This is a genomic window from Thalassotalea sediminis, from assembly GCF_030295915.1.
Classification (GTDB): Bacteria; Pseudomonadota; Gammaproteobacteria; order Enterobacterales; family Alteromonadaceae; genus Thalassotalea_C; species Thalassotalea_C sediminis.
This window is the reverse complement of sequence record NZ_AP027361.1, coordinates 3,453,463-3,468,653: the sequence shown is the minus strand read 5'-3', so window position 1 is coordinate 3,468,653 and position 15,191 is coordinate 3,453,463. Positions and strand designations below refer to the sequence as shown.

Annotated in this window: 12 protein-coding genes; 10 read left to right on the top strand and 2 right to left on the bottom strand. The window is 39.2% G+C overall.

Going from position 1 to position 15,191, the window contains the following annotated elements; translation table 11 throughout:
* Positions 1-134 precede the first annotated feature (134 nt).
* The 3 genes from QUE09_RS15750 (at position 135) to QUE09_RS15740 (ending at position 3,950) form a co-directional block, all read left to right on the top strand.
* Positions 135-1,433 (top strand): adenylosuccinate synthase, encoded by a 1,299-nt coding sequence (locus tag QUE09_RS15750; RefSeq protein WP_286233828.1) that lies wholly within the window; start codon positions 135-137, stop codon positions 1,431-1,433.
* Between the two features lie 136 nt (positions 1,434-1,569).
* Positions 1,570-2,301 carry a hypothetical protein gene (locus QUE09_RS15745; RefSeq protein ID WP_286233827.1) on the top strand — a complete coding sequence of 244 codons (732 nt, stop codon included), beginning with the start codon at positions 1,570-1,572 and terminating at the stop codon, positions 2,299-2,301.
* 410 nt (positions 2,302-2,711) lie between these two features.
* On the top strand, positions 2,712-3,950 hold the full coding sequence (locus tag QUE09_RS15740; RefSeq protein ID WP_286233826.1) for a malic enzyme-like NAD(P)-binding protein: 1,239 nt from the start codon (positions 2,712-2,714) through the stop codon (positions 3,948-3,950).
* Between the two features lie 99 nt (positions 3,951-4,049).
* Here QUE09_RS15740 and metJ read toward each other — a convergent pair whose 3' ends face one another.
* Positions 4,050-4,379, bottom strand: a complete 330-nt coding sequence (metJ, locus tag QUE09_RS15735; protein WP_286233825.1) for a met regulon transcriptional regulator MetJ — start codon at positions 4,377-4,379, stop codon at positions 4,050-4,052.
* A 186-nt stretch (positions 4,380-4,565) separates the two neighbouring features.
* Between metJ and metB the strand changes: the two genes are divergently transcribed.
* From metB to QUE09_RS15715, 4 genes are all read left to right on the top strand, one after another.
* Positions 4,566-5,723, top strand: a complete 1,158-nt coding sequence (gene metB / locus QUE09_RS15730; protein ID WP_286233824.1) for a cystathionine gamma-synthase — start codon at positions 4,566-4,568, stop codon at positions 5,721-5,723.
* Positions 5,724-5,747: 24 nt separating this feature from the next.
* On the top strand, positions 5,748-8,201 hold the full coding sequence (gene metL, locus QUE09_RS15725; RefSeq protein ID WP_286233823.1) for a bifunctional aspartate kinase/homoserine dehydrogenase II: 2,454 nt from the start codon (positions 5,748-5,750) through the stop codon (positions 8,199-8,201).
* 146 nt (positions 8,202-8,347) lie between these two features.
* Positions 8,348-9,805, top strand: coding sequence for a hypothetical protein (locus tag QUE09_RS15720; RefSeq protein ID WP_286233822.1), 1,458 nt, complete (start codon positions 8,348-8,350; stop codon positions 9,803-9,805).
* 62 nt (positions 9,806-9,867) lie between these two features.
* Positions 9,868-10,998 (top strand): GGDEF domain-containing protein, encoded by a 1,131-nt coding sequence (locus QUE09_RS15715; protein WP_286233821.1) that lies wholly within the window; start codon positions 9,868-9,870, stop codon positions 10,996-10,998.
* Here the strand turns inward: QUE09_RS15715 and argE are convergent.
* Positions 10,995-12,143 carry an acetylornithine deacetylase gene (gene argE / locus QUE09_RS15710; RefSeq protein WP_286233820.1) on the bottom strand — a complete coding sequence of 383 codons (1,149 nt, stop codon included), beginning with the start codon at positions 12,141-12,143 and terminating at the stop codon, positions 10,995-10,997. The genes QUE09_RS15715 and argE overlap by 4 nt on opposite strands.
* A 279-nt stretch (positions 12,144-12,422) precedes the next feature.
* On the opposite strand from argE, the gene argC reads away from it, so the two are divergent.
* From argC to QUE09_RS15695, 3 genes are read left to right on the top strand one after another with little or no spacing between them, the layout of a single operon-like run.
* Positions 12,423-13,448 (top strand): N-acetyl-gamma-glutamyl-phosphate reductase, encoded by a 1,026-nt coding sequence (gene argC, locus QUE09_RS15705; protein ID WP_286233819.1) that lies wholly within the window; start codon positions 12,423-12,425, stop codon positions 13,446-13,448.
* Positions 13,448-14,227 carry an acetylglutamate kinase gene (gene argB / locus QUE09_RS15700; protein WP_286233818.1) on the top strand — a complete coding sequence of 260 codons (780 nt, stop codon included), beginning with the start codon at positions 13,448-13,450 and terminating at the stop codon, positions 14,225-14,227. Before argC ends, argB begins: the two co-directional genes overlap by 1 nt.
* A gap of 35 nt (positions 14,228-14,262) precedes the next feature.
* On the top strand, positions 14,263-15,180 hold the full coding sequence (locus QUE09_RS15695; protein ID WP_286235951.1) for an ornithine carbamoyltransferase: 918 nt from the start codon (positions 14,263-14,265) through the stop codon (positions 15,178-15,180).
* Positions 15,181-15,191 lie beyond the last annotated feature (11 nt).

The window sequence follows — 15,191 nt, the reverse complement described above, 5'->3', positions numbered from 1 at the left end:
AAAAAGAATAACTTGTTAAGTTATTCTGATTCTTTTAAATTTTTAAATCGTATTAAAAACCACCAAATAATTCCTTGGACTAAATAAGGGATTTTGGTAGAATCCCCGCCTAATTTTCTTTCCAATATGTGAATATGGGTAAAAATGTCGTTGTTCTCGGCACCCAATGGGGTGACGAAGGTAAAGGTAAAGTAGTCGACCTACTTACTGATAAAGCTAAATATGTTGTTCGCTATCAAGGTGGGCACAATGCAGGTCACACCTTGGTGATAAACGGTGAAAAAACCGTACTTCATCTTATTCCATCGGGCGTATTACGTGAAAACGTTAAATGCTTAGTGGGTAATGGTGTAGTGCTTTGTCCAAAAGCTTTGATGACAGAAATCAACATGTTAGAAGAGCGCGGTGTTCCTGTACGCGAGCGTCTTTTAATTAGTGATGCTTGTCCTCTTATTCTGCCATATCATAATGCGCTAGATGCCGCTCGTGAAAAAGCACGTGGTAGTAAGGCTATCGGTACTACAGGCCGTGGTATTGGGCCAGCTTATGAAGATAAAGTTGCTCGTCGAGGTTTACGTGTAGGCGATTTACTAAATGCAGAAACCTTTGCAGCTAAGCTTAAAGAAATTGTTGAATATCATAACTTTACTTTGGTCAACTATTACAAGGTTGAACCGGTTGATTTTGACCAGGTACTTGCGGATGCGCTTGAAGTGGGCGAAATTATTAAAGGCATGATTGCTGATATTCCAGAATTACTTGATCAGGCACGCAAGCATGGTGAATCTATCATGTTTGAAGGTGCGCAAGGTACGTTATTAGATATTGATCACGGTACATATCCTTATGTAACGTCTTCAAATACAACGGTAGGTGGTGTTGCAACAGGTTGTGGTTTTGGTCCTCGTTATTTAGATTATGTTTTGGGTATTACAAAAGCATATACTACGCGCGTAGGTTCAGGGCCATTTCCAACAGAATTAGATGATGAAATTGGCCATCATCTAGGTACAGTAGGTCATGAGTTCGGTGCAACTACCGGTCGTGAACGTCGTTGTGGTTGGTTCGACGCTGTCGCTATGCATCGTGCTGTACAAATTAACTCTATTAGTGGTTTTTGTCTAACGAAGCTAGATGTTCTTGATGGCTTAAAAACATTGAAAATATGTACTGGCTATAAATTGGCTAATGGTGATGTTATTACTGTTCCGCCTACAGCAGCAGAAGGCTATGAGCAAGTAACGCCTGTCTATGAAGAAGTAGCTGGTTGGGATGAGTCAACTGTTGGTGTTACAAGCTATGACGCATTGCCCGCAAATGCCAAAGCTTATATTAAACGCATAGAAGAAGTAACAGGTGTGCCTGTAGATATTATTTCGACCGGCCCTGACCGTGTAGAAACAATTATTAAGGTAAATCCTTTCAAAGACTAAATTTTAGTCGAGGTAAAAAACCACCTATAAAGGTGGTTTTTTTGTCTCTTCTGTTTGTTCGCTTTGTTAGTAGATGCATAAGACAAGATTTTTGATAGTTCTTGTCTATACTTGTTTTACGATGCAAAGGGTTCATATGAAATTATTGTTTTTAATACTCGCTATTTCCATTGGTTGGGCTACATCAGCTAAGGAATACATTATAGGCGTTCAAAATACGTCATATTTTCCATTATACGATTTTCCTAATCCTAGCCATACTAAAGAGCTACTCGATGCATTTGCTAGCTATAAAGGCTATACCTTTACTTATGTTTCTTTACCGGTTAAGCGCACCAATTATTGGTATCAAGAAAACGCAATTGATTTCAAGTATCCCGATAATACGCGTTGGACTAATGGTCGAAGTGTCTATCCGTTATTAAAATTTAGTTTACCAACGGTAGAACTCTTAGCTGCTGCGATGGTGCCAATTGATAAAGTGGGCCGTAAAAGAGATGAGATAAAATTACTTGGAACGATATTTGGCTTTCATCCAACAATGTGGTTGGATTTACTTGAAACTGGTAATACTAAACTTGTGGAAAGTCCATCAACGCTAAATGTGGTTAAGCAGGCTGTACACGGTTATGTAGATGCGATTAACATTGAGCCAAACGTAGTGAATCATTATTTGCGTTTATTAAACCAAGAAGGCGCACTTGTTGTCGATAAAAGCCTCCCTTATGAAGTTTATACATACCATTTATCCACAATTAGGTATCCTGATGTATTAAAGGAATTTGACCAGTTTTTATTGAACAATCAGGCGTTTTTAGAGCAACTGAAGGCAAAATATAAAATTCTCGATGTAAGCGAGTATAAATAACTTTGTTATTTCGAAGTTTCTGGTTTCTCTACCTTATATTCTTTTATTTCCATATATAGCAAACTGTTCGTAAATCGTTATAAATACCTAGGCTAATGTTACCGTTCGTAATGTTGAAATAAAACTAGCTAACTGTCAAAAATAGCGATTAATGACGACAATAAGCTGATTGAATAGCGTCAATGTCGCTGGTTTTATGAAAACAAACACCATAATTTCTTAATAAGATAGCGATCATTTCTACTCTTTATGTGAATTTATCGTCAAAGCAGATTATCTTTACTGTTAGCGAGCAAAGATTGGTTACTGGTCAGCGTTGCTAATGACTAGTAGTATCTTTTACTATAGCCGGAAAGAATAAAAACAATAAATATCTTTAACCTTTTAATATAACGCACAAGGACACCCCTATGACGGACTTTCGCCAACAAGCCCTCGATTACCACCAGTTTCCACAACCTGGAAAAATTAGCATTGAACTAACAACGCCAGCTGAAACAAGCCAAGATTTGGCACTTGCATATAGCCCTGGTGTCGCAGAGCCGGTTAGAGAAATTTCTGAAAACCCTGAGGCAGTTTATCAGTACACAGCAAAAGGTAACACTGTTGCTGTTATCACAAATGGTACGGCGATATTAGGTTTAGGTAACTTAGGGGGAATGGCGGCAAAACCCGTAATGGAAGGTAAAGCATTATTATTTAAACGCTTTGCCAATATTGATTCGTTTGATATTGAAGTGAAACATAAGACAGTAGAAGAATTTGTCACGACAGTTGCTAATATTGCAGACAGCTTTGGTGGCATTAATCTTGAAGATATTAAAGCGCCTGAGTGCTTTGAAATTGAAAAAGCACTGATAGAACGCTGTAAGATTCCTATTTTTCATGATGATCAACACGGTACAGCGATTGTAACGGCAGCAGGGATGATTAATGCGCTTGAAATTCAAGGGAAAAAACTTCGCCATGCGAATATTGTCTGTATGGGGGCTGGCGCTGCAGCCATTGCGTGTATGGAGCTATTAATAAACTGTGGTGCACAGCGCGAAAAGATATATATGTTAGATACAAAAGGCGTCATTCATCCGCGTAGGACTGATTTAAATGAATATAAAAAGTTGTTTGCTAACAACACAGATAAAAGATCACTAGAAGATGTCATTGATGGCGCTGATGTCTTTGTAGGGGTATCGGGCCCTGATGTTCTATCTGCTGAGCATGTAAAATCTATGGCGAATAACCCAGTAATATTTGCGTGCTCTAATCCTGATCCTGAAATTAAACCTGAAGTCGCGCAAGCGGCCAGAAACGATGTAATTATTGCAACGGGTCGATCTGATTATCCAAATCAAGTGAATAATGTTTTATGTTTCCCGTTTATTTTCAGAGGTGCGTTAGATGTGCGTGCACGTACAATAAATGCTGATATGAAAGTAGCGTGTGTTCACGCTATTCGTGAACTTGCTAAAGAACCCGTACCTGAAGAGGTGTTAACAGCAAGTGGTGATAATGAACTGACTTTTGGTAAAGAATACATTATACCTAAACCAATGGATCCTAGACTTTGTCATCGCGTTGCAAAAGCCGTCGCGATAGCTGCGGTAGAGTCAGGCGTTGCTGCGTTGCCATTACCCGATAAATATTTATAGCAACTTGATTGCGCAATCATAACAATGTTTTTGTGGTGATTGCGCTCAACTTAATGATACTGGTTTAGCACAAGATAAACATGAAGACTACGGTGATAATTAATCTACTTCATCTTCATATTTACTTAAATCGGTAATGCCCTTTTCCGCTAAGGCATCTCGTACGCTTTTAGGTAGTCGATGTTCATTGTCTTTAGCAAGATCATCATCACACGGTAATGGTTGACCGGTAAATGCATGAAGAAATGCTTCACATAATAACTCACTATTTGTTGCATGACGTAAATTATTAATTTGACGACGTGTGCGCTCGTCGGTTAATACTTTTAATACACGCAGTGGAATAGAAACGGTGATTTTTTTTACTTGTTCACTTTTTTTACCGTGTTCTGCGTATGGGTTGATGTATTCGCCATTCCATTCAGCCATGAAAGACCTCTAGTTACCTATAATACTGATTAAAGTGATTTTACTGGTTGTTACATCTTAGTCAATAATGAATGTGTAGAAGTTTAGATGTCTAAAGTACTTGAACTCATATTTTAAAACGTATAGACTTTTGGACGTCCAAACATCTATTTGATTAATAAATGTAATAAAAAGGCGATTAGTGACATGAAAAATAGCAAATTAGCGACAACTGCCGTACGCGCAGGTATTAATACTGACGAACATCATGGTGCGGTGATCCCTGCTATTCACCTATCGAGTACCTATGCGTTGAAAGGATTTAATGATAAACGTCAGTTTGACTACTCTCGCACGGGTAACCCAACGAGAGCGACGTTTGCACAAGCTATTGCTGATCTTGAAGGTGGGGCTGTTGGCATTGTTACTTCTACAGGTATGTCGTCTGTTCATCTTATTTGCCAACTATTAACAACAGATGATCTTGTCGTTATTCCACATGACTGCTACGGCGGTAGTTATCGTTTATTTACTCACCTTGCTAAACGCGGGCTATTTAAATTATTAGTTGTCGACCAAAATAATCAAGAAGCGCTGAGTAATGCGCTAGCCCAACGACCTAAACTTGTATTGGTTGAAACGCCAAGTAATCCATTAATGCGCATTGTTGATATCGCCGATGTGGTGAAGCAAAGCCATGACGTTGACGCACTTGTCGCTGTAGACAATACGTTTTTATCACCAATTTTACAGCAGCCGTTATCATTAGGTGCAGACATTGTATTCCATTCAACCACTAAGTTTATCAATGGTCATAGCGATGTTGTTGGTGGTGTATTGGTAACCAAAGAGCAATCATTAGGTGAGGAACTTGCTTGGTGGGCGAATTGCATCGGTATTACGGGCTCAGCTTTTGATAGTTACCTTGCATTACGAGGGCTTAAAACTTTACCTATTCGTATGAAACAGCATCAAGAAAATGCTGACGTTGTCGCTGAGTTCTTACGTAAACACCCTGCAGTCGAGCGTGTGTATTATCCAGGTTTTAAAGATCATTCAGGTTATGAAATTGCGAAAAAGCAACAAGCTGCGTTTGGTTCGATGATGAGCTTTGAAGTTAAAGGTGGCGTAGAAGCGGTTAAAATTTTATTTGATAACCTGTCTCTTTTTACTTTAGCGCAATCTTTAGGTGGTGTAGAAAGTTTAATTAGTCACCCCTCAACGATGACACATGCTGGTATGGAAATTACTGCACAAATAGAAGCGGGTATTAGTCAATCTCTTGTGCGCATTTCGGTTGGTATTGAAGACTATCAAGATATCATCGCCGATCTAGAACAAGGTTTAAACGCTAGTCAAAAGTAATAAGTTATAGAAAGTAGAATATAGATGAATCAAGCTAATGTTGTAGAACAGTTAACCGCAGAACAAAACCAGTTGGCGAAGCATGCGACTAATGTTCATAAATTTGGCGGCAGCTCGCTGGCGTCGGTTAAGTGTATTGAGCGTGTTGTTGACATTATTCGTCAACATTGCCAACTCAATGATGTTATTGTCGTTTCAGCTAATGGTAATACGACTGATGAACTGTTCCGCATTTATCATTTAGCAATCGAAAAAGGTGCTGATCTTTCAGAAGTTATTTTAGCGCTGCAACATCAACAAGCAGCACTTATTAACAGTCTATTAAATGCGGCAAGTGCAGCAAGATTAAATACTTTACTTGCCAGTGATATACAGCAAATATCCGAGTGGATGTTAGCTGCTCCAGAACAATATGAAGCAGAACTGCTAGCGTTTGGTGAGATATGGTCGGCACGTTTACTTTCATCGGTGCTAAGCGAAACTGTTTGTCCAAGTTATGCGTTGGATTCACGTGATTTTTTGGTTGTTAATAATGCAATAGACTGTTTTGTTGAACGTGAAATAAGTTTACGCCAGTACAGGGAATGTTCTAGAACGAATCAATTGTTAGTTGTTACTGGATACATATGTAAAGATACCAAAGGTAAAAGTTGTACATTGGGAAGAAATGGTAGTGATTATTCTGCAACAATAATGGCGTCATTAACGCATGCAAATAATGTCACGTTATGGACGGATGTTGATGGTATTTATAGCGCTGATCCTCGTGTTGTACCTCAAGCTCGAAAGTTACATCGTCTACCAAATGCCGTTGCAAGAGAATTAGGGCGACTTGGCAACCCAGTGCTACATGCAAAAACATTACAACCAATTACGGCAACGAATACACATTTACATGTTGCGAGTAGTTTTGACCCAGCAGTACCTGGCACCGAAATTGGAAAGTTCGGGCAAATTGCAAAACAAGAGCTGTCGGTTACGTATACTAATGATTTAATTTTAGCTCAGTCTGAAAGTTTTATCGGCGACTCTGGCAAGCAAGCAGAAAGTGTATTTAATGCACTTGGCGCAGATACCAATGCAGGATTCATTGTTATTAGACAAGAACAACAGAAAGCTGTATCTCAATGGCTCGCTGCACATGATACTGAGGTATCATTCACGCCATGCTCTATACTCGCAGTTGTTGGTCATAATGTTGTTTCTCAAGGGCAAGTAAAGGCAAGATTTAAACGTGCTTTAAAGCATCAATCCTGCTTTTCTATTGTTAACTCGCCAAGCGGTCACAGTTTGATAGCGGTTTTAATAAACCCTTGTACGACCGAATTACTCAATAATGTTCATCGACACATGACTAAAGATGCACGTCATATAGGTGTTGTTGTTGCCGGGTTAGGCAATATAGGGCAGCGGTTTTTGGAAATGTTACCAAATCAACTCGCGTCTGTCGCTGTGTTGGAAAATGTTCACCTTGTTGGGTTAATTTCGTCGCGTAAGGCATTAATAAACACCGATGGCATAGAAGTGAATCAGGCGCTTTCTTTATTTGCAGAGCAAGCAAAAAATTATGATAACGATCTATTATTTTCTTGGCTAAGTAATCATCCTTATGATGAATTAGTGGTAGTTGATATTACGCCAAGTGAATCATTTAGTGAGCTTTATTTGCCCTTTTTTCAACGTGGTATTCATGTTATTGGCGCAAATAAATGGGCAGCTTCATCGTCGACAGAACACTACCAAGCATTAAAAAATGCTGCACAAACGCATAAAAGTATCTGGCTTGGTAATACAACGGTAGGTGCGGGTTTACCCGTGCACTATTCGATCGAAGATTTAAAGCGTAGTGGCGATCAAATTATTGATATATCGGGAATATTTTCGGGCACTTTATCTTGGTTATTTCAAACTTATGATGGTAGTGTACCGTTTTCAGTATTAATGCTGGATGCACTCGCTCAAGGTATTACTGAGCCGGATCCACGTGAAGATTTATCTGGACGTGATGTTCAACGAAAATTACTTATTTTGGCAAGAGCAGCAGGATTTACCTTGTCACTAGATGATATTGAACGACAAGACCTTGTACCAGAACCATTGCAATCATTGACGACCGAAGCGTTTTTGGATTCGGCGCAAGCGTTAGACAGCTATTTTGCAGACGCACTTTCTCATGCAAAAAGTCAGCAGGCATGTATCCGTTATATTGCAAGTTTTTCAGCCAATGGTGATGCTGTTAAAGCGTCAGTTAGATTAGCGGTACTACCAGATTCCCATGCGTTTGCTAGTTTGACACCATGCGATAATATTTTTCAAATAAAAAGTCAGTGGTATCAAGATAACCCGTTGATCATTAGAGGACCAGGCGCTGGTAGAGATGTTACAGCTGGAGGGTTACATTCAGATCTCGTTGCTTTGTGTCAGCAACTTGTTAATCGCACATCTGTTGTTAAACTTAAAAGTATCGAAGAAAATTAATCATACATTTAACGATGTTCTTGTGAATTGCAGTTAACTGTTTCATTAGATTGATTAATTTTTTAATAATGAAATAAAATTGAGCTATAATAGTATTTTTTAACCTGATCATAGCTTAACTGTGATGAAATTCGCCAGTACCTTATATGTCCAATAAAGTTGATACTAATTTTACCACGCAAGTAAAGGCTATCCTGAACAAGTTGTATGGTCGCAGCGTATTAAAAGATTCGCTGTTAGAACAGGCGATTGAGTTTTATGAGCAACAAACGGTTCAACAACATAAACTCGATAAGCTAAGTCAACGTATTAAAGAGTTGTCTCACCAAAAAGATGATGCTGATGCAAAACGGCAAATAGAGAAGCTAGAACGAAATTATCGCGATCTCAAGCAAGAATCTAAGTTAGAAAGCAGTGATAGATACAATTACCTATACACGGTTTGCAAAGATATTTTGGAATTAACCGAAGGTAATAACTTTGCCGAAACTATCCGAAAATCAGCACAGGTGTTGGGCACCATTCAATTGTTGTGCCCTACTGAAGGCAAGCGTGTTCCCGAAGCCAACGAGCGTAATAAACCTTTTTATAAGGCTGTATTAACCTTGAGGTTGTTAGATCAGCTGTATATCGATCAAGTGATTGCGGTTAAAGATGGTCACGTTAAGTCTGTCATTGGTGATATCACTGGTGAAGATTATAAACTCATGCAAGAGAAAACCCCTGAGATTTACGCCGAGTTTGTTGAGAAAGTACAAATACCGGTCATGATGGCGTCACTATTACAAGATATTGGTCACTTCCACCCTGATGCTCAGCGTATTGTTAGAGGAGAAGATGGTACTCAAGATCCTCACCGTACATTGCCTGTAGAAGAGCGAAAGCAGTTGTTGCAAATTAACTACAGAGAAACTATACGGTTTTTAATAGAGGGTATTGGAGCGCCCATGTATGTCGGTAATTCTAAAGCCGATCGTGAAAAATTTAATATCGCAGAACATAAAAAGCTCGTTTTTATTAAACATTTGCTAAAAAATGCGATTGCACCAAAACAAGGGATTGGTAATTTGCTTAAGGTGCCGCAAATTTACGCCTCTATTATTTTATCTACTAAACCAAGTTACAATTACAAATTACTTCCCAAAGTCTATCAAGCTTTAAACAAAAACGCCGAAAAAGGTGCTTGCAGCCAAGTTGTGGTAGATACATTAAGAACAATTACTGGGGATTTTCCGCAAGGTTTTGGTGTTACGTTTATTCCTCAAGATTCTGATGGAAGGCATGGTGAACATTATGAATACGCTATAGTTAATCAGCTATATCCCAATAATCCTGAACATCCCAAATGTCGAACCGCCACTAGGGGGCTAACCTTTATTGGTAGGGGGCAGGATATTGAAATTGTTGATGATATTAGCTTGTATAATACTCAAACTGCGAAAAAATTCGCAGCGTTAAGCAAGGATAGACTTAATGAAATTTTGGAAAAGCTTGCCTCTAACTATCAAGAGCGCAAAAAGCTCGACTTATTACCGCGTTGCTGGAATGCTGGCGAGTACTTTGGCATGAAGAATCATCAAAAGTTATGGGTAAAAAGCTCATAATTAGACAGTGTGTTGTTGTTAATCTATGCTAAAATAGCATGGTGAATGACAAGGATAGTTGTATGGATACACATGTTGAGACCGCATTAGCGGTAATTTTGATTTCGATTGTAATGTTTGTTGCTTCGTTGCTTTTTCAAGATAAAGCTGGAGACAAACCCGCGCGTATAGCATTTAGGCTATTTTACTTTTCAGGTATTTTCTTTTTCATTGTTATTGCTGATTTCATCGGCAATCCCACACCGTTAAATGATCTATTAACCGATATTAGTTTTGCAATCTCGAATGCCAGTTTAACCATTGGTATTTTGTGGCGATGCAAAAGTCAGATTCGAGAGTGGATAATTTATGCGTTAACGTTAGCTTACTTGTGCATTGATATTTCAATTGAGAGCTATAGTGTGCAATCAGCCTATAGTTTTAATGTTATATGCTCTTTAATTTGTGCATACACCTTATTGAATCGACAAAATGGTGCTAATACTGGAGATAAGGGGATGGCGGCCATATTGCTCATTCACTCTGTGCTATTGATCGTTAATTTGATCAGTGTGACTGGTATGGTAGAAGCTGGCTTATATAGTAAATTTATGAAAGTCGTTTTTGTTTTTGCCCCCGCCTATATGTCAGGCGTTACGATATTCTTATTTGCCAGCTACATGCTCGACGCAAGAAAAGAATTGGAAATACAGGCAACGACGGATCCATTAACTGGGCTATATAATCGCAGATTTTTCTTCGAGCAAGCCAAGCTTGCACTATCATCAAGTGAACGCCATAGTGAGCCTTTATGTTTGCTTATGTGTGACATTGACCATTTTAAAGATATTAACGATGGCTTTGGACATAGAGCCGGCGATAGCGCGATAAAGGCATTTTCAAAGGTGCTGGCTTCAACATTAAGAAAAGTAGATGTTCTTGCGCGATATGGCGGTGAAGAGTTTGTTGTCTTGTTACCACAAACGAGTATTACTAAAGCAAAGTTTGTTGCAGAACGTATGCGAAAAGAAACTGAAAATATTGTCTTAAATACAGAAAAAGGCAGTATTAAATTAACGGCTAGTTTTGGTGTATGTGAAGTACATGAGTACAACGATATTGAAACCTCTATCAATCACGCGGACAAGGCAATGTACGAAGCAAAATCGGCGGGTCGAAATAAGGTAAAAACGTATTCGCCCGCGCTCGCTTAATAACAGTAATGGTTTATCATTTTTTCAAGCATATGTTGTGTTTTAGTAATTTCTGAAAAGGCTAAAAATTCGTTAGGCTGGTGCGCTTGAGCAATAGAGCCTGGCCCCATAACAATGGTTTGGCACCCAAGTTGTTGAATAAAAGGTGCTTCAGTAGCGTAGTTTACCGCACAGCATTGATGCCCAGAAACATGCTCTGACAAGGTTGCCAGTTCGCTTTCCTTTGCTTGTTCAAAACTCGGTGAGCTAGGATGTAACTCATCAAAAGTGATACGACCGGGATATTTTTCTGCTAGCGGTGCTAAGCATTCAGCGAGTAGTTGAATAAGCTCAGAATCTGCCATACCAGGTAGCGCTCGCATGTCTAAGTCGAGCGCACACTGTCCGCAAATCCTGTTCGCGTTATCCCCGCCACTTATTGCACCTAAGTTTAATGTTGGTGAAGGTACATCGAACGATTCGTTTTGAAAGTTTAGTGATAAGGTTTGTTTAAGTTGTAGCAGAGCAGTAATAACCTCAGACATTATTTCAATTGCATTGACACCAAACTCTGGTGTGCTGGAATGGCCTGATTTTCCTTGTACCTTTATACGATGCGACATATGCCCTTTGTGCATAATAACCGGAACAAGGTTTGTGGGCTCACCAATAATAGCTGCATCAGGTTTTACAAATTGATTCTCAGAGAAATATCGCGCGCCGGCCATTGTCGTTTCTTCGTCTGCTGTCGCTAATATATATAAAGGCTTTTTTAAGTCTTGTTTTTTGATGTGTTCACATGCTTGCAATATAAACGCAAAAAAGCCTTTCATATCACATGTACCCAGTCCGTAAAATTTGTCCTCTTTGCTGAGGACTTTCAAAGGATCGGACTGCCAACGGTTTTCGTCAAAAGGCACAGTATCACTGTGTCCTGCGAGTAGTAATCCTCCCTCGCCGGAACCAAGCTTGGCTAACAAATTAAATTTGTTACGCGTTCCAGGGACTGGCTGAATATTAATGTCAAAGCCAAGAGTTTCAAACCAGGTTGCCAGTATATTTATAATGTCGCTGTTACCTTGATCCCAACTTTCTTGTGTTGAACTAATCGACGGACTTGCAATAAGTTGCTGTAAAGACTGAACAAAATTTGGAATTTGGCGCATAGTTTATCTACCTGTAATTATTTTTGGGTATATATGCTAATTTGTTGCATAACTACCCATTATAAATTAGAATGCATTTCTAGTGTAATGAACCGAATGAGTTCTGGCTATCGTTTAATGAAACTTATTTTAAGATTTAGCTAAACGGTATGAATCTCTTTCATTCTCATCTAAAGTGGTTGAATTAAAAATCGGTTGTTAAAAATCAATCATTGGCTTTTGAATTATTTTATATTAGCTAGTGTTTAGTGAATAGAATTGCAATTATATTGAGGTGTTATGAACGTAGCAGTAGTGGGTGCGAGTGGATATGTTGGTGCAGAACTTGTTGCGCTGTTAATTCGCCACGACAAAATTAATATTGATCACCTGTTAGTTTCCGAAAACAGCGAATCAGCTGGTGCTGAGTTTTCTACATTACATCCTCGTTACAAAGGTGTTTGTGACAAAACGTTGGTTGCATTCTCGTCTCAGTGGGTTTTAGAAAATGCATCTAGCCTTGATGCTGTATTTTTTGCAACGCCGCATGAGTTCAGTGCTGAATGGGCGCAGCAATTTCTTAACAAAGGTGTCAAGGTTATTGACTTATCTGGTGGTTTTCGTTTGAAAACGGCAGCAGATTACCCGCACTATTATGGTTTTGAACACCATGATTTATCAGCGTTATCTCAAGCTGTTTATGGCCTCGCAGAGTGGAATGAGACGCTTATTTCAGACAGCAATATAATCGCTGTTCCTGGATGTTATCCTACGGCTAGCTTACTGGCACTAAAGCCTATTATAGAAAACGATTTACAGCTCACTAATAGCTTAATTGTTGTTAATGGTATCAGTGGCGTGAGTGGGGCTGGTAGAAAAGCCAGTTTAGCGACTAGTTTTAATGAAGTAAGTTTGACCCCTTATAATATCTTACAGCATAGACATCAACCTGAGATTAGCCAGGAAGCGAAAGCTCAGGTAATTTTTAATCCTCATTTAGCACCATATAAAAGAGGGCTACTGACAACAGTAACATTGTCTTTAAAAGCTGGTACTAGTGCGAAGCAAGTTCAAGAAGCCTACGAACAGGCTTATAAAGATTCTGCAATTGTCAGGTTGGTTGATAGTTGGCCTAAAATTGACCATGTCGCTTACTCTCCTTTTGCCGATATCCATTGGCAGGTAGATGAAGATAAACACGTATTAGTTGTAAGTTGTGCGATTGACAATTTATTGAAAGGTGCTGCCTCACAGTCGGTGCAATGTGCCAATATTATATTAGGTTTACCAAACCACTACAGTCTAGTGCCTGGAGTGACTGCGTAATGCGTAAAGTAACTAAACCTTTGGTGATAAAAATTGGCGGTGCCATTCTCGAAAATGACAGTGCACTTTCCGCATTGCTGACTGTTATAGATTCTTTAAAGAGTCAATCGGTAGTACTTGTTCATGGTGGTGGCTGTGTTGTTGATCAAATGTTAGCTAAATCCGGTTTTACAACGGAAAAAAAGCATGGCTTACGTGTTACACCAAAAGAACAAATTCCCTTAATTGCAGGAGCTCTTGCGGGCACTGTTAATAAAACAATCGTGGGGCAGGCGAACAGCATAGGTTTGTCTGCTGTTGGATTGTCATTGCATGATGGCAATATGGTTGAATGTCAGTTAAGTGATAAAGGTTTGGGGCAAGTCGGGGTGCCTAATGCCGTGAGCAGTACCTTACTTGATAGTTTACTCAAATTACATTTCGTACCCATTATTTCATCTATCGGTACGTTAAAAAGTGGTGAATTAGTTAATGTTAATGCGGATGATGCGGCGGTTGTTATATGCCAGTTATTAAACGCTGATTTATTGCTGTTAACTGATGTGAATGGCGTTAAGGATGCCTCTGGTCAATATATTGAATCCCTCGATAAACAAAGCGTAACGCAACTTATTGAGCAAGGGGTTATCGCAGGAGGAATGACAGCCAAAGTTAACGCTGCATTATATGCGGCAAAACAATTACGACGAAGTATCGCGGTTGCCAGTTGGAAACAGCCAGAACAAATAGCAAAGCTATTAGCTGGCGAACATATCGGCACCCGCATTGAAGCGAATTAACGACTTTTTGATACTTTAGGAATTTTATCATGGCTATAAACCATTATTTGGCTGATGACCAATTAACAAAATCACAAATTGAATCTCTAATCAGCTTAGCGATCGAGATAAAGAATGCACCTCATAACTTTAATCAGGTTATGGCAGGAAAATCAGTAGCGATGATTTTTGAAAAACCATCACTGCGTACTCATGTTAGTTTTGACATGGGCATCAATAAATTAGGCGGTCATGCGCTATATCTAGGGCAACAAAACGGAAAACTAGGTGAGCGAGAACGCGTTAGTGACTACGCTAAGAACTTGTCTTGTTATGCAGACTTAATTGTTGCTCGGGTATTTGAACACCAGTCAATAAAGGAGCTTGCTGAGCATGGCTCGGTACCCGTTATAAATGCCTTGTGTGATGTTTATCATCCTTGTCAATCCTTAGCGGATTTTGTCACCTTAGCTGAACACTTTGATGATTTATCAACGGTAAAGCTTGCATACGTTGGCGACGGCAACAATGTGTCTAATTCATTGATGTTAATGGCGGCGATACTAGGTGTTGATTTTACACTGGTATGCCCAGAAGGTTATGGACCTTCACAAACAATGCTAAATAAGGCGGAGCAACTTGCAGAGCAAAGTGGCTCCACGTTTATTTTTACAACGGATATGAACAAGCTCGGTAAGCAGAGCGTTATTTATACCGATACTTGGGTTTCAATGGGGAATGAAGGTGACGAAGATAAAAATGCATTACTAGAGAAGTTTCATCCTTATCAAGTAAACCATGCATTAATGGACAAAGCGCAAGCAAGTTTAGTAATGCATTGTCAGCCAGCTCATTTGGAAGAAGAAATCACAACCGCATTATTTGATGACGAGAATAAGTCGGTAATCTTTCAGCAAGCTGAAAATAGAATGTGGGCACAATGTGCGGTATTAACATCGCTTTTAATTGACTAATAGTAAACTTA